At 72.6% G+C, this 18,686-nt stretch carries 16 protein-coding genes; 7 read left to right on the top strand and 9 right to left on the bottom strand.

What is annotated here, in order from left to right; translation table 11 throughout:
• The first annotated feature begins 87 nt into the window (after window positions 1–87).
• On the top strand, window positions 88–576 hold the full coding sequence (locus tag ACFWPI_RS31805) for a GNAT family N-acetyltransferase (RefSeq protein WP_380378076.1): 489 nt from the start codon (window positions 88–90) through the stop codon (window positions 574–576).
• Window positions 577–585: 9 nt separating this feature from the next.
• Here the strand turns inward: ACFWPI_RS31805 and ACFWPI_RS31800 are convergent, their stop codons facing one another.
• The gene (locus tag ACFWPI_RS31800) at window positions 586–1,278 is read right to left on the bottom strand and encodes an RraA family protein (RefSeq protein ID WP_063349539.1); all 693 of its coding nucleotides are present in this window, start codon (window positions 1,276–1,278) and stop codon (window positions 586–588) included.
• A gap of 149 nt (window positions 1,279–1,427) precedes the next feature.
• On the opposite strand from ACFWPI_RS31800, the gene ACFWPI_RS31795 reads away from it, so the two are divergent.
• Window positions 1,428–2,021, top strand: coding sequence for a Uma2 family endonuclease (locus tag ACFWPI_RS31795; protein WP_380378074.1), 594 nt, complete (start codon window positions 1,428–1,430; stop codon window positions 2,019–2,021).
• Window positions 2,022–2,100: 79 nt separating this feature from the next.
• Here ACFWPI_RS31795 and ACFWPI_RS31790 read toward each other — a convergent pair whose 3' ends face one another.
• The 4 genes from ACFWPI_RS31790 to ACFWPI_RS31775 form a co-directional block, all read right to left on the bottom strand.
• Window positions 2,101–3,030 carry a proline dehydrogenase family protein gene (locus tag ACFWPI_RS31790; protein WP_063349537.1) on the bottom strand — a complete coding sequence of 310 codons (930 nt, stop codon included), beginning with the start codon at window positions 3,028–3,030 and terminating at the stop codon, window positions 2,101–2,103.
• Window positions 3,031–3,227: 197 nt separating this feature from the next.
• Window positions 3,228–4,856 carry an L-glutamate gamma-semialdehyde dehydrogenase gene (pruA, locus tag ACFWPI_RS31785; RefSeq protein WP_380375138.1) on the bottom strand — a complete coding sequence of 543 codons (1,629 nt, stop codon included), beginning with the start codon at window positions 4,854–4,856 and terminating at the stop codon, window positions 3,228–3,230.
• A gap of 161 nt (window positions 4,857–5,017) precedes the next feature.
• Window positions 5,018–6,283, bottom strand: coding sequence for an FAD-dependent oxidoreductase (locus ACFWPI_RS31780; RefSeq protein ID WP_380375139.1), 1,266 nt, complete (start codon window positions 6,281–6,283; stop codon window positions 5,018–5,020).
• Complete coding sequence (locus ACFWPI_RS31775) at window positions 6,280–6,876, bottom strand: PadR family transcriptional regulator (protein ID WP_063349534.1); 597 nt, start codon at window positions 6,874–6,876, stop codon at window positions 6,280–6,282. The genes ACFWPI_RS31780 and ACFWPI_RS31775 overlap by 4 nt, the downstream gene beginning before the upstream one ends.
• A 142-nt stretch (window positions 6,877–7,018) precedes the next feature.
• On the opposite strand from ACFWPI_RS31775, the gene ACFWPI_RS31770 reads away from it, so the two are divergent.
• On the top strand, window positions 7,019–8,656 hold the full coding sequence (locus ACFWPI_RS31770; protein ID WP_380375142.1) for a PucR family transcriptional regulator: 1,638 nt from the start codon (window positions 7,019–7,021) through the stop codon (window positions 8,654–8,656).
• Between the two features lie 30 nt (window positions 8,657–8,686).
• Here the strand turns inward: ACFWPI_RS31770 and ACFWPI_RS31765 are convergent, their stop codons facing one another.
• Window positions 8,687–10,177, bottom strand: a complete 1,491-nt coding sequence (locus ACFWPI_RS31765) for an alkaline phosphatase PhoX (RefSeq protein ID WP_363368945.1) — start codon at window positions 10,175–10,177, stop codon at window positions 8,687–8,689.
• Between the two features lie 264 nt (window positions 10,178–10,441).
• Window positions 10,442–11,530 (bottom strand): hypothetical protein, encoded by a 1,089-nt coding sequence (locus ACFWPI_RS31760; RefSeq protein ID WP_380375144.1) that lies wholly within the window; start codon window positions 11,528–11,530, stop codon window positions 10,442–10,444.
• 320 nt (window positions 11,531–11,850) lie between these two features.
• Between ACFWPI_RS31760 and ACFWPI_RS31755 the strand changes: the two genes are divergently transcribed.
• A complete protein-coding gene (locus ACFWPI_RS31755) occupies window positions 11,851–12,294 on the top strand; it encodes a VOC family protein (protein ID WP_380375146.1) in 444 nt (147 codons plus the stop codon).
• 46 nt (window positions 12,295–12,340) lie between these two features.
• Here the strand turns inward: ACFWPI_RS31755 and ACFWPI_RS31750 are convergent, their stop codons facing one another.
• Window positions 12,341–13,990 carry a hypothetical protein gene (locus tag ACFWPI_RS31750; protein ID WP_380375147.1) on the bottom strand — a complete coding sequence of 550 codons (1,650 nt, stop codon included), beginning with the start codon at window positions 13,988–13,990 and terminating at the stop codon, window positions 12,341–12,343.
• A 345-nt stretch (window positions 13,991–14,335) separates the two neighbouring features.
• Here ACFWPI_RS31750 and ACFWPI_RS31745 point away from each other — a divergent pair, with 345 nt between their 5' ends.
• Window positions 14,336–15,667 (top strand): MFS transporter, encoded by a 1,332-nt coding sequence (locus tag ACFWPI_RS31745; RefSeq protein WP_380375149.1) that lies wholly within the window; start codon window positions 14,336–14,338, stop codon window positions 15,665–15,667.
• Window positions 15,668–15,727: 60 nt separating this feature from the next.
• Here the strand turns inward: ACFWPI_RS31745 and ACFWPI_RS31740 are convergent, their stop codons facing one another.
• Window positions 15,728–16,402: a Uma2 family endonuclease gene (locus ACFWPI_RS31740; protein ID WP_380375151.1), complete on the bottom strand. Its 675-nt coding sequence runs from the start codon at window positions 16,400–16,402 to the stop codon at window positions 15,728–15,730.
• A 133-nt stretch (window positions 16,403–16,535) separates the two neighbouring features.
• Here ACFWPI_RS31740 and ACFWPI_RS31735 point away from each other — a divergent pair, with 133 nt between their 5' ends.
• Both ACFWPI_RS31735 and ACFWPI_RS31730 read left to right on the top strand, forming a co-directional pair.
• On the top strand, window positions 16,536–17,741 hold the full coding sequence (locus ACFWPI_RS31735) for a helix-turn-helix domain-containing protein (protein ID WP_380375153.1): 1,206 nt from the start codon (window positions 16,536–16,538) through the stop codon (window positions 17,739–17,741).
• Window positions 17,742–17,839: 98 nt separating this feature from the next.
• Window positions 17,840–18,274 carry an ATP-binding protein gene (locus ACFWPI_RS31730; protein ID WP_380375154.1) on the top strand — a complete coding sequence of 145 codons (435 nt, stop codon included), beginning with the start codon at window positions 17,840–17,842 and terminating at the stop codon, window positions 18,272–18,274.
• The last annotated feature ends 412 nt before the right edge of the window (window positions 18,275–18,686 follow it).

Here is an 18,686-nt window from a genome sequence, read left to right as displayed (position 1 = left end):
GAAGCGGCCGCACCGCAAACGGTCGCGCACCGAGAACCAGTCGAAAACCAGTGGCAGGCCCCTCCCGCCGCGGATCATGCTGAGCGGATGCTCATCCGCGAAGCCACCCCCGAGGACTGGCCTGCCGTCTGGCCCTTCTTCCACACCGTCATCGCCGCCGGCGAGACGTTCCCCTACCCCCTCGACCTCTCCTCCGACCTCGGCCGGGAGTGGTGGATGCTCACCGCGCCCCATCGCACGGTGGTCGCGGTGGACGAGGCCGGCACGGTCGTCGGCACCGCCAACATGACCCGCAACCGCCCCGGCAACGGCGCGCACGTGGCCAGCGCCAGCTACCTGGTCGACCCGGCGCACCACGGCCGCGGCATCGGGCGGGCCCTGGTCGAGTACACCCTCGACTGGGCCCGCACCAACGGCTACCGCGCCATGCAGTTCAACGCCGTGGTCGCCAACAACCACCACGCCGTGAAGCTCTACCAATCCCTCGGCTTCGACATCGTCGGCACCGTCCCCGAAGCCTTCCACCACCCCGTCGACGGCTACGTCGGCCTGCACGTCATGCACCGGTCGCTGTAAGGGAGTTCGCTACTCCTCGATCGCCCCGCCGACCCGCCGCAGGTGCTGCCGGAAGCTGTACGAAGGATCGGCGGCGCGGCGCTCCAGGTACTCGTCGAAGGCGGTCTGCCGGCGCAGCGTGTCACCGGAGGCGATCCGCCCGGCCTGCGCACGCTCGGTCCCGGCGATCGCGGCGGCCGCCTCCAGCACCTCCCCGGCCCGGTCGGCCGGGACGAACAGCACCCCGTCCGCGTCGCCGAACACCACGTCCCCGGCGCCCACCAGGTGCGGCCCGACCCGCGCCGTCACCAGCGCCTCCGGCTCCCGCCCGTCCAGCCGAACCGGCCCCAGCGGCAGCGCGCCGTAACTGAACACCGGCAGCCCGATCTCCACCAGTTCGGGGGTGTCCCGGTGCAGCCCCCACACCACGATCCCGGCGATCCCGGCGGCCCGCGCCTCCAGCACCGCGAGGTCCCCGATGCAGGCCTCGTCGGTCCGCCCGCCGTTGTCGATCACCAGCACGTCGCCGTCCCGGGCCGCCCCGTACGCCTCCAGGAACACGTCCACGCTCCCGTAGTGCCGCACCGGCAGCACCCGCCCCGCGACCCGCCCCCCGGCCACCACCGCCGCCACCCCCACCGGCGCCGCCCTGAGCCCCACCCCCAACCGCACACACGCATCCGCCACCAACGGCGTCGACAGCCCCGCGAACTCCTTCAGCATCCCCAACTCCTCCCGCCAAAGCCCCAGTTCATCAGCATCGGGATGCTATGCCAGGCCTCAAACTCACACCATCGAGTGAAAACCAACCGTGCACGGCATAACTCCGTCGAGCACCGAATAGCGTGACGCATATCTGAAGGAGGGGCATCATGAGTGCTGTGGCGCATGAGCAACCGATCACGGACTCCCCATCGCAGGCTGACATCCTGCTGGAGAGCTTCCTGAGCCTGCACTCCCCCGAAGGCTTCCGAGCCGAGCTCATCGAGGGAGAGATCATCGTGGCACCACCGCCGGACGGCAACCACGAGGACTACATCGACCTGCTGATCGACCAGGTGAAAGCAAAGTCCCAGGTCCACATGCAGGCATCGGGCCATAAGGGCCTCCGTCTGGTGAGCGGCGGCCTCTGCCCGAAGAACCACGTCATTCCGGACACGACCTTCGCTCCAAGGGAACTCCGCCTCTTCCGCGACGCGCCGCCCTGGATGGAGCCCGACGGCGTCGCGATGGTCGCGGAGGTCACCTCCAGCAAGCCCGACCAGGACCGCATCGCCAAACGCCACTGCTACGCCCGCGCCGCGATCCCGCTGTACCTCCTGATCGACCGCGAGCGGGCCCAGGTCAGTCTCTTCAGCAATCCCCACCGCGACGAGTACACCGAGGTGCACCTGGCAGCCTTCGGCGAACCGCTCGCCCTCCCCGCCCCGTTCGAGTTCGAGTTGGACACCAAGGACTTCCTCTAGAAGTCCCGGGAACGCGACAAACGGCCCGCACCCCCCTTCCACCGGGGGTGCGGGCCGTCGTCGTGCGGGTGCGCGCGGGTCAGCCGCGGGTGGCCATGGCGCGCAGGAAGAAGGTGAGGTTGGCCGGGCGCTCGGCGAGGCGGCGCATGAAGTAGCCGTACCACTCCTGGCCGTAGGGCAGGTACACGCGCATGGTGTTGCCCTCGCCGGCGAGGCGCAGCTGCTCCTCGGGGCGGATGCCGAACAGCATCTGGTACTCGAAGGAGTCGCGCTTGCGGCCGTTCCACTGGGCGAGCTGGCCGGCGATCTTGATCATGTTGGGGTCGTGCGAGGCGATCATCGGGTAGCCCTCGCCGGCCATCAGGACCTTGAGCGCGCGGACGTACGCGAGGTCGACGTCGTGCTTGCCCTGGAAGGCGACCGACTCGGGCTCCTTGTAGGCGCCCTTGCACAGGCGCACGCGCGAGCCGGGGCCGGAGAACTCGCGGCAGTCGGCCTCGGTGCGGCGCAGGTAGGCCTGGAGCACGACGCCCAGCCAGGGGAAGTCGGCCCGCAGCTCGCGCGCGATGGCGAGGGTGGAGTCGGTGGTGGTGTGGTCCTCCATGTCGAGGGTCACCGTGGTGCCGGCGTCGGCGGCGGCCTCGCAGATGCGGCGGGCGTTCTCCAGCGCGATCTTCTCGCCGTCCACCGGGAGGAACTGGCCGACGGCCGACAGCTTGACCGACACCTCGGCGCCGGCCGCGAGGCCGGTCTCCTTGAGCGCCGTGAGCAGGTGCTCGTAGGCCTCGGCGGTGCCGGCGGCCTGGGCGGCGTCCTGGGTGTCCTCGCCGAGGTGGTCGAGGGTGACCTTGCGGCCGGTGGCGATCAGGTCATCGGTGGCGGTGACGGCGTCGTCGAGGACGTCACCGGCGACGAAGCGCTCGACTATCGCGTGGGTCGGCGGGAACTTCTCGACCACGGTGCGGACCTGCGGCGACCGGGAGGCCGCGAGAAGGGCGGAACGGAGCATCGTGACTCCTGGAGCTGGTGCTTCTAAGGGTGGCAGAAGGGGGGCCGGGGCGGCGGGCGGCGGGTACGTGGCACCGCCGCCCCGGCGGGCGACGCCCGGCTGCGGGGCCGGGCGTCGCGGGTGACCGGAATGGTCAGGCGACCGGAGCGGTCGGGTGACCGCAGTGGTCAGGCGACCGGAACGGTCGGGAGGGGCACTCAGCCCATGTGCGGGTAGCGGTAGTCCGTCGGCGGGACGAAGGTCTCCTTGACCGAGCGGGTCGAGGTCCACCGCGCCAGGTTCTGCTTGGCACCGGCCTTGTCGTTGGTGCCGGAGGCCCGGCCGCCGCCGAAGGGCTGCTGGCCGACGACGGCGCCGGTCGGCTTGTCGTTGATGTAGAAGTTGCCGGCCGCGAAGCGCAGCTTGTGCATGGCGTCCTGGGCGGCCGCGCGGTCCTGGGCGATGATCGCGCCGGTCAGGCCGTAGGCGGAGGCCGACTCCATCTGGGCCAGCATCTCGTCGTACTTGTCGTCCTGGTAGACGTGCACGGCGAGGATCGGGCCGAAGTACTCCTCGCGGAAGTACTCGGACGCCGGGTCCTCGCAGACGAGGACGGTCGGGCGGACGAAGTAGCCGACCGAGTCGTCGTAGGTGCCGCCGGCCAGGACCTCGACCGCGGGGTCGGCCTGGGCGCGGTCGATGGCGGCCTTGTTCTTGGCGAAGGCGCGGTCGTCGATGACGGCGGACATGAAGTTCGCCAGGTCGGTGACGTCGCCCATGGTGAGGCCGTCGACCTCGGCGGCGAACTCGTCCTTGAGGCCGGCCCAGATCGAGGCCGGGACGTAGGCGCGGGAGAGCGCCGAGCACTTCTGGCCCTGGAACTCGAAGGCGCCGCGGGTCATCGCGGTCTTCAGCACGGCCGGGTCGGCGGACGGGTGGGCGACCAGGAAGTCCTTGCCGCCGGTCTCGCCGACGATCCGCGGGTAGGTGCGGTAGCCGGCGATGTTCTCGCCGACGGAGCGCCACAGGTGCTGGAAGGTGGCGGTGGAGCCGGTGAAGTGGATGCCGGCCAGCGCCGGGTGCTTGAGCGCCACGGCGGAGACGTCCAGGCCGTCGCCGGTCACCATGTTGATGACGCCCTTGGGCAGGCCGGCCTCCTCCAGCAGCTGCATCAGCAGGTGCGCGGAGTACTGCTGGGTCGGGGACGGCTTCCAGAGCACCACGTTGCCCATCAGCGCGGGCGCGGTCGGCAGGTTGCCGGCGATCGCGGTGAAGTTGAACGGGGTGATCGCGTAGACGAAGCCCTCCAGCGGGCGGTGGTCGCTGCGGTTCCACACGCCGTCCGAGGAGATCGGCTGCTCGGCCATGATCTGGCGGGCGAAGTGCACGTTGAAGCGCAGGAAGTCGACCAGCTCGCAGGGCGTGTCGATCTCGGCCTGCTGGGCGGTCTTGGACTGGCCGAGCATGGTGGCGGCGGCCAGGGTCTCGCGCCAGGGGCCGGCCAGCAGGTCGGCGGCCTTGAGGAAGATCGCGGCGCGGGAGTCGAAGGAGAGCGCCTGCCAGGCCGGGGCCGCGGCCAGGGCAGTGTCGATGGCCTCCTGCGCGTCGGCCTGGGTGGCGTTGCGCAGGGTGCCGAGCCTCGCCGCGTGGTTGTGCGGCTGGACGACGTGGATCTCGGCGCCGCCGCCCATGCGGTGCTCACCGTTGATCGTCATGGTCAGCTGGACCGGCTCCTGGCCGCCCAGCTCCTTCAGCTTGGCCTCCAGGCGGGCCCGTTCCGGGCTGCCCGGGGCGTAGCTGTGGACCGGCTCGTTCACCGGCGCGGGGACCTGGGTCACAGCGTCCATAGAGCGCACGCTCTCCTTCGTTGATGCGGGGGGATGCCGGCGTGGGTCGCACGTCGGCCACAGCACGAACGCTATTCCTGCCCCTGGGGCCACTTGATTGGCCGGGCGGCTAAATTCCCCCGTACGGCGTTGTCCGGCCCGACGAAGGGGTCACGGCGCAGTCACGGCGCGGTCACGGCGCGCCGTTGACGGCCCGTCGCGCCGGAGGCCACCGGGAGCACCGGCCGGTCCCAGTCGATCCGGTGGCCGTGCACCGGGCGGAGCATCTTCTCCGGGCTCAGGAAGGTCCGCATCGCGATCGGCGCGAGCAGCCGGAACAGCGCCCGGCCGACCGGCCCGGAGGACTTCTGGTTGTTGGTGCGCGCCGCGTTGGCGGCGATCTTCTCGACCCGGGGCCGGCGCAGCGCCTCGTAGGCGGCGAAGGCGGCGGTGTGGTCGGGCAGGTCCCGCAGGCAGCGGGCGAGTTCGACGGCGCTCTCGACGGCCAGCGAGACGCCCTGGCCGGAGCTGTTGGAGGGGGCGTGCGCGCTGTCGCCGACCAGCACCATCCGGCCGCGGTACCAGTGCGGGACGGACGGCATGATCTCCAGCCGCGGGAAGACCTCGACGGTGTCGGCGGCGGCCTCGCGCAGCACGTCCCGGGCGGGCAGGTCGTCGGCGTGCAGGTCGCGGACCCGGCGCAGCCACTCCTCCGGGCTGACGGCGCGGACCTGCTCGGCGGTCAGCTGTTCGGGCTGCGGGATGTTGCTGAACCAGGCCGTCCCGGCGCCGTCCGGCAGCCCCCAGTAGCCGAAGAAGGCGCGGGCGCCGTTGGCGAAGTGCATGGTCTCGCCGCGTCCGGCCCGGCCGGGCAGCCGGTGCGGGCTGTAGCCGCCGACGCCGAGCAGGCCGGTGTACTGCGCGCCGGGTGCGGCCGGGTCGATCAGGGTGCGGACGGTGGAGCGGGTGCCGTCGGTGCCGATCAGCAGGTCGCCGGTGGCGGTGTCGCCGTCGGCGAAGCGGGCGGTGACGCCGTCGGCGCCCTCCTCGGCGCCGACCAGCCGTTTGCCGTAGCGGACTTCGATGCCGCTCTCGCGCAGCCGCCGCTGGAGCACCTCGTACAGTTCGGCGCGGCGCATGACCCGGCCGGGCGGCAGGTCGGGGAGGCCGGCGAACTCGGCCAGCACGCCGCCCCGGCCGTCCTCGATCAGCATCGGGCCGATCGGCTGTCCGATCGCGCCGACCTCCGCCCCGAGCCCGACGGTCGCCAGGGCGTCGAGCCCGTTGGGGGCGATCATGAAGGTGCCGCCGATGCCCTCGGCGGAGGACTCGTAGGCCTCGAAGACGACGGCTTCGACGCCGGCCTTGCGCAGGGCCAGTGCCGTCACCGGCCCGGCGATGCCGCCGCCGATGACGAGGGCCCTCTTCTCCCCGTTGCTCGTACTCATTCCAGACTCCCGAAGATCTCGTGCCAGGTCCGGATGAACTCCGGCTCCTTGAGTCGACCGACGAGGTGCTCGACGAAGCGGCCCTCGGCCTCCAGCGCGCCGACCCGGTGTTCCTCCTCGATCAGGAAGATCCAGGCCACGCCGTCGTCCGAGGCCTTCCGCAGGGCCGCCCGGATGCCCGCCACCTCGGCGGCCAGCGCGGCCCGCCGCTGTTCCAGCAGTTCCACGGCCTCGGCCGGCGGGACCACCATGAGCAGCGACAGCGCGACCCCGAACGCGGGGTACTCGTGCTGCGGTTCGGCGACGAGTTCGCGCATCCAGTCGGTGAGCTCCGCCCGGCCCTCGGGGGTGACGGCGTAGACGGTGCGCTCCGGTCGCTGGGTGTCGCGGACGGTCTCCTGTTCGGCGACGAACCCGGCCTTCCGCAGTTGCTCCACGACCATGTACAGCGAGCTGCGGTTGTACTTGATGTTGCGGTCCTTGCCGTGCTCCTTGAGCCGGCGCCCCATCTCGTACGGGTGCATCGGCCCGGCCACGAGTTCGGCCAGGACCGCGAGGGCCAGCGGGTTCGACACCTTGCGTCGCTTCGCCACGAGACGTCCTCATCTCTTGGTCAGTACTGACTATCCACTCCTGAATAGTCAGAGTCAACTATTTACGAAAGCCGGGCCGCGACTCTGTCCGCCCGGCTAAAATCAACCACACGGCATTGTCCGAGCGGATGAAGGAGGCCCGATGACGACCCCCGGCCTCCCAGGCTCCCCCGGACTCCCGCCCACCTCCGGCCTCCCGCTCCGCCGGCTGCTGATGTCCCTCGGCGAACCCCTGGTCGAACTCCAGGCCGCCCCGCAGGGCCTGGACGTCCCGGTCCGCGACGTCGCGATCCTCGACCCGGAGGACCCGCCGACCGCCGCCCCCGGCGAACTCGTCCTCGCGATCGGCGCCCGCGGCCGCGCCGCCCTCCCCGCCCTGCGCGCCGCCGGACGGGCCGGCGCCGCGGCGGTCGCGGTCAAGCTGGACGGCCCCGGCCAGGCGGACGCACTGCGCGAGGCCGCCACCGAGGCGGGCGTCGCCCTGCTCTCGGTGCGCCGCGAGACCCGCTGGGAGCACCTCGACTCACTGGCCCGCGCGATCATCGCCGGCCCGGACGCCCCGGACACCCCCGGCGCCCCCGAACCCAACGCGGGCGACCTCTTCTCCCTCGCCCAGACCGTCGCCGTGCTCACCAACGGCATCGTCTCGATCGAGGACACCTCCAGCCGGGTGCTGGCGTACTCCCGCTCCTCCGACTCGGACGAGGTCGACGACCTGCGCCGGCTCTCCATCCTCGGCTGGCAGGGCCCCGAGCCGTACCTGTCCAAGCTCCGCGAGTGGGGCATCTTCCAGCACCTGCGCACCTCGGACGCCCCGATCGCGGTCGAACCGCACCCCGAACTCGGCCTGCGCCGCCGCCTGGCGATCGGCATCCGGGCCGGGGCGCAGCCGCTCGGCACCATCTGGGTGCAGGAGGGGGCGCAGCCGCTGGCGCCGCTCGCCGATCAGGCCCTGGTCGGCGCCGCCCGGGTGGCCGCCGCCCAACTGGTGCGCCGCCGACGCGAGTTGTCCGCCGACATGCGGCTCACCCGGACGCTGCTCACCGGCCTGCTGGAGGGCTCCACCGGCCCGCAGTCGCTCGCCACCCACCTGGGTCTGGACCTGCGCCGCCCGGCCACCGTGCTCGCCTACGGCGCGCACACCACCGAGGCGCTGCACCGCTCCGACGTCACCGGCCTGATCTCGGTGCACACCGCCGCCCGGCACCGCACCGCCCTGCTCGCCCCGATCGAGTCCCGGGTGTACGTGCTGCTGCCCGAGCTCCCGCCCGGCCTGCCGATGGCCACCGTGCGCGGCTGGGCGGACGAGGTGGTGGCTGCCGCCCGGGAGCACCTCGGCGTCCCGCTGCGCGCCGCGATCGGCTCGACCGTGGACGGCCTGGCCCAGGTGCCGGACTCCCGCGCGCAGGCGGACCGCATCCTGGACGCGATGAGCCGCGGCGGGGTGGACCTCGACGTGGCGGCGCTGATCGACGTCCAGGCCGAGGTGCTGGTCAGCGAGATGCTCGCGCTGCTCCAGGAGCGCTCCGGCCTGCGCGACCCCCGGCTCACCGCGCTCGCCGCGTACGACCGCCGGCACGGCACCCGGCTCGCCGAGTCGGTGCTGGCCTGGCTGGACGCGCTCGGCGAGGTCCGGGTCGCCGCGGACGCCCTGCACATCCACCCCAACACCCTGCGCTACCGGGTGCGCCGTGCCGAGCAGTTGACCGGCATCGACCTCGCCCAGCCGCAGCAGCGCCTGCTGGCGATGCTGCAACTGAGGCTGCCCGCGGACGGATGACCGCGGGCAGCCCCTTCGACACCCGCTACGTCACTCGCCGTAGCCCTGGCCGCGCTTGTGCTCGTTCAGCCGGTGCCACGGGCCGGTGATGGCCAGCTGGATGCCCGGGGTCTGGATGTTGGCGAAGAGGGTCTTGCCGTCGTCCGAGAAGGTCACCCCGGTGAACTCGCTGAACTCCGGCTTCTCGGCGGTGCCGATGTTCAGCTCGTTGCGGGCGATGGAGTAGGTCAGCCCGTCCTCGGTGGCGCCGAACAGGTGCGACACGCCCTCGCCGTCCTCGGCGATCACGATGCCGCCGTACGGCGAGACGGTGATGTTGTCCGGGCCGTCGAAGTTGTCGTGGTCGCCCCAGACGTCGGTGTTGACGCCGAGCAGCACCTTCAGGGTGATGGTGCGGCGGGTCGGGTTGTAGAACCAGACCTGGCCGTCGTGCTGCACCGGGCTCTCCGAGCGGGCGAAGCTGGAGACGAAGTAGAAGCCGCCGTCACCCCACCACATGCCCTCCAGCTTGCGGGCGCGGGTGACCTCGCCGTCCTTGAACTGCTTGCGGATCGAGACGGTCCTGGCGTCGCGGTCCTGGACCTTGACCCAGTCCGCGCCGTAGGTGGTGCCGACCTTGGTGGCGCGGGAGAGGTCGTCGACGAACTTGCCCTGGGCGTCGAAGACCTTGAAGGCCTCCAGCACGCCCGCGTCGGCGGCCAGCTTGCGCAGCTGGTAGCGGCCGTGCTTGAAGCCGGCCGGCGGGGTCCAGCGGAACAGCAGGCCGTTGGGGTTCGAGGCGTCCTCGGTCAGGTAGACGTGGCCGCGCTTCGGGTCCACCACGACGGCCTCGTGCGCGTACCGGCCGAAGGCCTTCACCGGCTGCGGGTCGCGGTTGTAGTCGTCGTCGAACGGGTCGACCTCGAAGATGTACCCGTGGTCCTTGGTGAAGCCGTTCTTGCCGGCCTTGTCCTCGGTCTCCTCGCCGGACAGCCAGGTGCCCCACGGGGTCACGCCGCCCGCGCAGTTGGTGGAGGTGCCGGCGATGCCGACCCACTGCTCGACCGAGCCGTTCCGCTTGGCGTGCACGATGGTGCAGCCGCCGGCCGCGCCCGGGTCGTAGACGTGGCCCTCGGTCAGCGGCACCGGGTACGGCCAGTTGGCGCGGGCACCGGACAGCTCGTGGTTGACGACCATCAGGTTGCCGCCGCGCTCGTCCTCGAAGGCGGAGGTGCCGTCGTGGTTGCTCGGGGTGAACTCGCCGGTGCGCAGCCGGGTGACGCCGGCTCGGTTGACGACCTTGTACGCGAAGCCCTTGGGCAGCGACAGCAGCCCGGCCGGGTCCTGCACCAGCGGGCCGTAGCCGATGGCGGCGCGCACCGCACCGGTGTCACCCGCCGCGGACGCGGCCGGCAGCTCGCCGCCGGCCGGGGCGGCGATCGCGCCCGGGGCGCTGGCCAGCGCCTCCGCGCTGCCGGCGATCAGCACGCCGGCCCCGACGAGGGTGGAACGGTTGACGAAGTCCCGGCGGGACAGCGGCATGGCAGCAACTCCTGAGGAATCGGCCGCCGGACCGGGGGCGGGCCCGGTGCCCGGCGGGCGGGGCGTCGAGACGGGGTGTCGACGCCCAGCAGACTCCGCCGCGGGGATGAACCAGGCATGACGCCCACCTCACGCCCAGGCGGCCATTTGCCAACCGATGACCGACACATGACCTCCGCTTTGCCTGAGACGCCCCGCCGAGGGCCACCCCGACCCACGGCGCCCTGCCGAGGGCCACCCCGACCCACGACGCCCCGCCGAGGGTCACCCCGACCGCGTCGTCCGCCACTGCTCCCAGGCCGACAGCCACAGCTGCTCGGCGAGCCGGTGCTCCTCCCAGACCTCTGGCCCGCCGCCCCGCCGCTCCCGCCAGAGCTGCTCCCAGGCCCGCTGCGCCGGCAGGCTCGCCACCTCACTGGCGAACACCGTGTACCGGACGACCTCCTCGACGGCCGCCCCGCCCTCCGGCGTGCCGATCAGCCAATGCGTGTGCCGGGCAAGCCGGTTGAGGTGGTTGACCATCGCGGTCAGCGCCGTCACCGCCTCCTCCCGGTTCTCGGTGGCGAGCCGCATCTGCTGGCGCACCGCCACCTCCCAGCGCACCTCGTAGGCGTCCCCGCGCGGGCGCCGCGGCGTCCGCCCGGCCCGGACCTGCGCCTCGACGGCGGCAGACGCGGCGACGCTCTGCGCGATCAGCTCCCGGTGCGCCTCCAGCCCGACGGCGGGCGGCAGTTCACGCTCCTGCACCGGGACCTGCCGGGCCCGCCGGGCGGCCAGCTCGCCCAGCAGCTCGGCCCGGCCGCGCAGGTACGGCTCGAAGTCCGCGATCCCGCCGAGCTCCACGCCGCCGGGCGGCACCCCGCGCCCGCACACCGTCACGGTCAGCCCGCCGATCCGCAGCCGCCCGGCCCAGACCGGTGCGGCCCCGTCGGCGGCCGACGCACCGGGCCAGAGCACCGGACGGTCCTCGTGCACCTCCACCGGGTACGGCTCGCCGTCCACGGTGATCCACTCGCGCAACGCCCGCACCCGGCCCGGCCCGTCGCCCTCGTCGACCCCCAGGTGGTCATAGACCCGGTCCCGTTCGTCCTCGACCACGTCCTCCAGCTCGGGCAGGTCCTCGCCGCGCTCCGCGTCCGGCCGGTAGGTGCGCACGCTGACGTACGGGCCGGCCACCGAGCTCCAGTCGCCGGACTGCACCTCGACCCAGGCGAGTTCGCCGCCGGAGGTCTCGAAGGCGGCCAGCGCCTCGCCCCAGCCGCCCGTCCCGCCGCCCCCGCGCGACAGCCCCGCGACCACGCCGTACACCGGGAAGTCGGCCGCGGCCACCGTCCGGCGGGAGAAGTCCTCCACCGCGGCGAGACGCTCCTCCTTGCTCCTCGGGTCCGGGACGCGCGCAGGGTCCGTCCGCCCGACGTTCCATTCCGGGGGCCTGCCGCCACTCTCCCGCATCATCCTGTGCCGCACCCCCGAGTCCTCGCGCCCGCACCGCCGACGCCACCTTAGTGCCCGGGACCTGCCGGGTCATCAGCTCGGGTGCCGGGCACCGGCGCAGGCCGCGTCGGGACGCCCGGCCGCCGACGGGCCCGGGCCGTGTCAGGACTGCTGGTTGCCGGCCGGCACGGGCCGTGTCAGGACGCGCGGTTGTCAGCCGCCCTCCCTACCCTGGCGGCATGACAGCAGACAGCAGCTTCCCGCCCCGGATCAGCATCGTCACCCTCGGGGTCTCCGACCTCGACCGCAGCGCCCGCTTCTACGAGGACCTGGGCTGGCGGCGGTCCTCCGCCTCCAGTCCGGAGATCGTCTGGTTCCGCACCGCCGACTCGGCGCTCGGCCTCTTCCCCACCGAGGAGCTGGCCGCGGACGCGGGCGTGCCCGCCACCGGTGAGCCCGCCTTCCGCGGCGTCACCCTCGCGGTGAACCTGGAGTCCCCCGCGCTGGTGGACGCCGCGTTGAAGACGGCGGTCGAGGCCGGCGCCGTGGTGGTCAAGCCGCCGGTCCCGACCAGCTGGGGCGGCTACTCCGGCTACTTCGAGGACCCGGACGGCCACCTCTGGGAGCTGGCCCACAACCCGTTCTTCCCCTTCGCCGAGGACGGCTCCCTCGATCTCCCCTGACCCGCCGGCCCATCAGCCCGCCGAAGCCCCCCCCCCCGTCGGCCCGTCAGCCCTTGGACCGCGCCTTGAAGGCCGCCTTGCGCGCCTCCTTGGCCACCGCCCGGTCCAGGTGCAGCTCCCCGACGGCCTCCAGGACGTCCGCCGTGTACGGGTGGTCGACCCGCCAGAGCTCGCCGAAGTAGGACGCAGGGTTGCCGGTCACCGGCAGGTCCGCGATCAGCTCGCGCAGCAGTTCGGCGTCGCCGCCGCTGTCCAGCAGCTGGGCGGCGAAGGTGTCGACCACCGTCCACAGCGCCATCGTCCGCTCCGGTACCGGCACGTCCGTCGCTCCCTTCGAGGTCAGCCAGGCCCGGGCGGCGCCGCCCAGCTCGGGGTCGTCCAGCACGTCCCGCACGGCAGGCTCGGCGGCCGCGCCCAGCATGTTCAGCGCCGAGACGCCGAGCATCCGCCGCATCGGGGCGTACGCGTCGTCGCCGCGCGCCGCCGCCAGCAGCTCGCGCGCCGCCGCCACCGGCTCCCGGCCGGTGATCCAGACCCGCAGCTCCTCGTCCGGCAGCACGTTGGCGGCCTCGCACACCGCGCGCAGCAGCTCGGCCGCGTCGCCCTGGGCCAGCTCGCCGACCAGCGGCGCGTCGTAGCCGTCCTCCAGCAGCCACTGCCGGATGCCGTACTGGCCGAGCGGGGTGAGCCGGACGAGCCCGAAGCGCGCCGACTCCTCATCGTCCAGCGGCGCCTCGCCGACGAGGGCGGGCTCCTCGCCCTCCGGGCCCTCCTCCTCGTCGAACAGCTCCGGGTCGATCGGCCGGTACTCCAGCAGGCCCAGCTCGGCCAGGTCGCCCAGCATCGGGTCCAGTGCGACCATCACATCGGTGATGTCGCCCAGCAGCTCCTCGCTCGGCTCCTCGCCCTCCGGCACCACCAGCAGCGCGGCCAGCACGCCCAGCGGCACGGTCTCGTTGCCCGGATCGGCGAAGGCGGTGGTCTCGTACAGCACCTGCAACGCCTCGTCCAACAGCTCGGCGGCGGCGTCCCGGGCCTCCTCGACCTCGCTCAGGGCGTCCTCGTCCTCCTCACCGCCCTCCACGGCCTCCCCGGCCTCCCCGCCCTCGGCGGCCCGCACGGCCTCCTCCTCCGGCAGCGAGTCGGCCTCCACGGCCAGCTCCCGGACGATCCCGGCAGCGGTCAGCCACAGCTCCAGGACGGTCTCCGGGTCACCCTCCTCGGCGGGCTCCAGATCCGGGCCCGGCACGGCGACGTGCTCACCGGCCGCCGTCGTCCCGATCTCCACCAGGTCCAGGTCGCAGGCCAGCGACCAGGCCCGCATCGCCTCGACCTCCGCCTCCTCCGGCACCTCCCCCTCGGCGGGGGTCAGGCCCAGCAGCTGCGCCGCCGGCGCCCGGTCCTCCTCCACCAGGTCGCCGAACTCGTCCACCACCCGGTGCGGGGCGGCCCAGCGGGCCAGCGCCAGCGCGTACCCGAACATCGGCACGGCCTTCGCCAGGGCGGCCAGCTCCTCCTCGGCGGGCAGCTTCACCGGCGGTACCAGGACCGCCGCGTCGTCCAGGTCCTCGTCGTCCAGCCCGTGCGCGGCGAACGCCCCGTAGAGGTCCTGAAGCTCCAGGTCGGCGGGCAGAACCGGCTCGACCGCACTCTCTCCCGGCGAAGCCCCGGCGTTCTTCCGACGTCGTCCGGCCATCGTTGTGCGTTCTCCCTCAGCCAGCGGTCCGCCTATCAGCTCAGCGTCCCGATCCACCACCTCAGCGTATAGGCCGGGCACCCCCGATGCCCGGCCTCAAGGGGCGCGCGCCGCAACCGTGCGCCCACCCTTTATCCTTCGCATTGGCACCGTGCACACCCCGCGCGGGCCACCGGGCAATGAAGCCCTTCGCCCTCCCCGCCCGACACCGGGCAGGAGGGGCCCACTCAGCTCACCCGCTCCACCAGGGAGCCCCGCACCTCGGCCACCACCACAGCGCCTCAGGACGGGCGCGCCGGCACACCCCGCCGACCCGGTGGTGCCCTGCCACAGGAGATCCCTTACATGGCGGACCTCTCCCCCGCCGGCTCCGGCCTGCGCACCGCGCAGCTCGACGGACGCCGACTCTCGGAGGCCCTGCTTCCCCTGGAGCTCGCGCCCCGCGCCCAGCTCCAGCTCGCCGCGGTCAGCCGCTGGAACGCGCTGCGCGGTGTCCGCGTCGGCCTGGTCGCCGCCGCCCTGCTGCTGATGCTGATCGGTGCCAACCTGGCGACGCCGATCTACCCGCTCCTCCAGCAGCGCCTCGGCCTCGGCCCGCTCGACACCACGATCCTCTTCACGATCTACGTGTTCGCGCTGGTCCCCGTGCTCGCCGTGGTCGGCCACTGGTCCGACCACCTCGGCCGCCGCGCCCTGATCCTGCCCGCCGTCGCCCTGGCCGCCGCCGGCGACGTCGTGTTCGCCACCTCGGGCAGCTTCTGGCAGCTCGCCGCCGGCCGGGCCGTCCAGGGCATCGCCGTCGGCCTGTCCACCGGCGCCGCCGGGGCCGCCCTCGGCGACCTGCTGCCCGACCACCCGACGCTCGCCGCCAAGCTCACCCTGGCCTGCTCCGCCGGCGGCGTCGCGCTCGGCCCGGTGGTCGGCGCCCTGCTCGCCAACGGCACGGACCCGCTGCTGACGCCCTTCCTGCTGCACGCCATCGCCCTGCTGGCGCTCTGCGTGCCGCTGGCCCTCGTCCACCCGCGGATGCCCGGCCGCAACCGCCCGCCGGCCACCCCGCCCCGCATCACCACCCCGGCCCACCTGCGCCCGCGCCGGCTCGCCCTGCCCCGCACCGGCCGCCGCGAGTTCCTGCTCGCCGCCTCGGCCGGCTTCATCTCGTACGCGGTGTTCGGCGTCTACCTGGCGCTCGCCCCGGCCTTCTCCGCCAAGCTGCTGCACACCTCCTCGCACCTGACCGGCGCGATCGTGGCCGCCCTGCTGCTCGGCTCGTCCGCACTGGCCCAGCTCCTCGTCCCGCCCACCTCCGACCGCCTGGTCATCGCCCTCGGCATGGGCGGCCTCGCCGCCGGCCTCGCCCTGGTCGTCGCCGCCCAGTACACCGAGACCCCGGCGCTGCTGTTCATCGGCAGCGTCCTCGGCGGCATCTGCCAGGGTGTGGCCTTCCGCTCCCTCTTCACCACCGCCGTCGCCGCGATGAACCCGGAACGCCGGGGCTCCGAGCTCAGCTCCCTGTGGATCATCGTCTACCTCGGCAGCTCCCTCCCCATCGTCGCCGTCGGCGCCCTGGTCCAGCACTACGGCCTCCTCCCCGCCGTCAGCGGCTTCGCCGCCATCGCCGCCGCCCTCTGCACGGCCCTCGCGATAGCCGTCGCCCGCAAACCCAAGCAGTCCTGACCACCCCAAGAACACCGCCGCCCGGGACGACCATTCGTCCCGGGCGGCGTTCGTACAGGGCTACTCAGCCCAGGGAGTCCATCTCGCGGTGTCGAGTTCGAACCCGAACTCCTCGGGCCACTCCACAGAGGCACCGAACTCCCACCGACCGAGCACCCGGTAACCGCCCGCACTACTGTCCGGCTCACCGAACAGCGTGACACCCGGCTGCCGTGGGTCGCGGTCCACCAATAGGTAGTACGGCACACCGGCGCGCGCATACCCCCGCCGTTTGGCACGACGGTCGTTGTACGCGCTGAAAGGCGCGGTGACCTCGGCCACCAGACTGACCTCGCCCGCGCGGAGATAGCGGTCCTCCCCTGACATGGCCGCCGAGTCCACCTCCGAGGTCACTACGACGAGGTCCGGAATGTAGCCGTCCCCGATCTCCGCAAGATCGAGGCCGACCGTCTGTACCGCCCGCCATCGACAACACGGCTTCGCAAACTCGGCGCGGAACACCGCCTCTTGAATGTCCGAGATGATCACGGCATGGGCGACGCTCGGCACCGGCGCCACCACGAACTCCCCGCCGATCACCTCAACGCGAAGGACTTCAGGCAGCCGCAAGTGCTCGTCGAGCTCGCCACGGGCCCACAACGCATACGGCGATTCGGGCAAGACCCACTGCCCGGAAGCAACGACCGATGACATGCCCCCAGCCTGGCCGCCCGCCGGCAGATACACCTCTGCCACACAAACCTTTCCCCCGAAGGAGAGGCTTGCGCGGCAGCGGGTTGACGAAGGCCTGGCGGAGCCGAAGCTTGTCCGCCCGCCCATGGGAGCGGGTACCTTCCGAGTACGGCCGTGTACCCGGAAGGGGACCAGGATGACGCAGTGGACCGACTACACCACTGGCGAGCGCATCAAGCTTCTGCGCGGACCGGACATGACGCAGGAACAGCTTGCGGAGGCATCGGGCCTGTCGGTGGCGACGATCCGCAAGGCGGAACGCAACCTCGGCGGCAGCCTCCAGACGCTGCTGCGCATCTCGGCCGCGCTGCACGCCGACGTCTCGGTGGTCCTCGGCCAACAGGCCCCCCGCCGCGCGATGCACGGCGCCGACCGGGCGATGATGCGCGAGTTGTCCCGTGCCGTTCACGACACCGCCGCCGGGGTCGGCGTCGACGTGCAGCCCCCGTCCCCGGCCGAACTCGCGGCCGGGCTCACCGCCGCGTGGAAGGCCTATCGCTCCGGCGACTTCATGGGCGCCGGAGTGCGCGTCGCCCCAGTCCTGCGCGAAGCCGCCGCTGCACTGAAGGCCGCACCGGTCGACCTGGGGAGTACGGCGGCGGGCGTCCTCGCGGACGCCTACCGGCTAGCCGCCTACGTGGCGAACCAGTTCGGCGCCCGGGATCTCGCGTACGCCGGGATCGGGCACGCACAGCACCAGGCCGACCGCGCCGGGGACACCGTCCGCTCGGCCATGGTCGCGTCCGGTCGGTCATGGATCTACCTGCGGGATGCCCGGCTCGACCAGGCGGAGGAGACCGCCCGCACGTCGTACGAGTCCATCGAGCCCAGGTACGGGGATCGAGATCTCGGAATGCTCGCCACCTACGGATGGCACGTGACCTTCGCGGCCGTCGTCGCCGCCCGCCGAGGAGACGTGGACGGAGCCGACAATCTGCTGTCACAGGGGCGTGCGGTCGCGGCCCGGATGGGCCGGGACGTCATGGTGAACGGCACGGCGTTCGGGCCCGCGACGGTCGCCGCACAGGCGATCGGCATCTCCGTCTCGACCAGTCGGCCAGGGAGGGCGCTCAGCCTGTTCGAGTCGATCGCCGACATGAGCTCGCTCACCCCGTCGGCGCGCAACCGGATGATGCTGGACGTGGCGCTCGCACAGGCCGAGACCCGGCAGTCCGACACCGCCCTGGACACCCTGCTCGAGGTGTGCTCGGCCGCCCCTGGTTGGGCTCGCCATCAGGGGCTGCCCGGGGTGATCGCACAGAAGGCGAGCGCGGGCAGCGCGACCACGGCCAAGCTGCGCAAGCTCTCATCGATCCTCGGAACATCCGTGATCATCAACTGAGGAGTGATACGAAACGTATCACTCGGCGCCGGTACTACTTCGGGAAGTGATACACGCCATCCGTTCACTGATGGCAACAACTCGGCGACATTGAGCGCATGCTGACGTTCCATCACCAGCGCCCCGCGCTCGCTCCCGTTCCGCCGAGCCCCGCCACCCTCCGGCTGCCTTACACCACGGCATCGGCCCTCGCCGCCCGCCGGATGGTCCGCGCCAAGCTCACCGAGTGGAACCTGCCCCACCTGATCGACGACGCCGAGCTGATCATGTCCGAGCTGGTGGGCAACGCGGCGAAGACCGGCTGCCAGACGTCCATGATGGTCGGCATTCGGCGTGCGACCAGCGACACGGTGCGGCTACTGGTCTCGGACGGGTCAGCATCCCTGCCAGTCCTGATCGACGCCGGACCGGACGCCGAATCCGGCCGAGGGCTCGCCTTGGTCGATCAGCTCACTCACCAGCGGTGGGGCGTGACCGCGTGGCCGCGTGGCAAGCTCGTGCACGCCACCCTCGCCGCTTCCACCGGCGCCTGACGACACCCTCGAACACGACATCGCAGGCCGAGGGCGCGGCCGCCCCGATCGGCAGGCATATCTGGTCAACGGCCAGCACCCGCCGATGTGGTGCTGTCCGTCGGCTGCCTGCCCCCTGCACTCCTTCCCCGGCATCGACGGCACACCGGCCCGGGACGGGTCCAGGCGGCTCCGGGTGAACCCCCGCAGTCGTAGCCGTCCCTCTTCGCCGGCCTCGGCACCCCGCCAGGTCGGAAACCCGTCACGCCGAAGGGAGATTCGCCGTGCCGCAAACCGCCGTCCCGATCTTGGAGGCCCCCCAGCCTCCCCCGCCCCCGCCGCCTCCGCCCCCGGCCCCGCCGATCCCGCAGCCACCGTACCCGGGCCGCTAGCCCGATCCGGCCCTCGGCCGGGCGCCCTCGCGGCGTCCGGC

The sequence above is a fragment of the Kitasatospora sp. NPDC058492 genome (assembly GCF_042720685.1).
GTDB lineage: Bacteria > Actinomycetota > Actinomycetes > Streptomycetales > Streptomycetaceae > Kitasatospora.
Note: the sequence above shows the minus strand (reverse complement) of the source record. Positions and strands in the feature narration are given on the sequence as shown.

Excerpts from the sequence above, each read along its gene's own strand:
- ACFWPI_RS31755 (WP_380375146.1), top strand. The coding sequence starts at position 11,851 with ATGACAGCAGACAGCAGCTTCCCGCCCCGGATCAGCATCGTCACCCTC.
- ACFWPI_RS31780 (WP_380375139.1), bottom strand. The coding sequence starts at position 6,283 with ATGAGTACGAGCAACGGGGAGAAGAGGGCCCTCGTCATCGGCGGCGGC.
- ACFWPI_RS31730 (WP_380375154.1), top strand. The coding sequence starts at position 17,840 with ATGCTGACGTTCCATCACCAGCGCCCCGCGCTCGCTCCCGTTCCGCCG.
- ACFWPI_RS31770 (WP_380375142.1), top strand. The coding sequence starts at position 7,019 with ATGACGACCCCCGGCCTCCCAGGCTCCCCCGGACTCCCGCCCACCTCC.
- ACFWPI_RS31790 (WP_063349537.1), bottom strand. The coding sequence starts at position 3,030 with ATGCTCCGTTCCGCCCTTCTCGCGGCCTCCCGGTCGCCGCAGGTCCGC.
- pruA (WP_380375138.1), bottom strand. The coding sequence starts at position 4,856 with ATGGACGCTGTGACCCAGGTCCCCGCGCCGGTGAACGAGCCGGTCCAC.
- ACFWPI_RS31745 (WP_380375149.1), top strand. The coding sequence starts at position 14,336 with ATGGCGGACCTCTCCCCCGCCGGCTCCGGCCTGCGCACCGCGCAGCTC.
- ACFWPI_RS31750 (WP_380375147.1), bottom strand. The coding sequence starts at position 13,990 with ATGGCCGGACGACGTCGGAAGAACGCCGGGGCTTCGCCGGGAGAGAGT.
- ACFWPI_RS31795 (WP_380378074.1), top strand. The coding sequence starts at position 1,428 with ATGAGTGCTGTGGCGCATGAGCAACCGATCACGGACTCCCCATCGCAG.
- ACFWPI_RS31805 (WP_380378076.1), top strand. The coding sequence starts at position 88 with ATGCTCATCCGCGAAGCCACCCCCGAGGACTGGCCTGCCGTCTGGCCC.
- ACFWPI_RS31735 (WP_380375153.1), top strand. The coding sequence starts at position 16,536 with ATGACGCAGTGGACCGACTACACCACTGGCGAGCGCATCAAGCTTCTG.
- ACFWPI_RS31800 (WP_063349539.1), bottom strand. The coding sequence starts at position 1,278 with ATGCTGAAGGAGTTCGCGGGGCTGTCGACGCCGTTGGTGGCGGATGCG.
- ACFWPI_RS31765 (WP_363368945.1), bottom strand. The coding sequence starts at position 10,177 with ATGCCGCTGTCCCGCCGGGACTTCGTCAACCGTTCCACCCTCGTCGGG.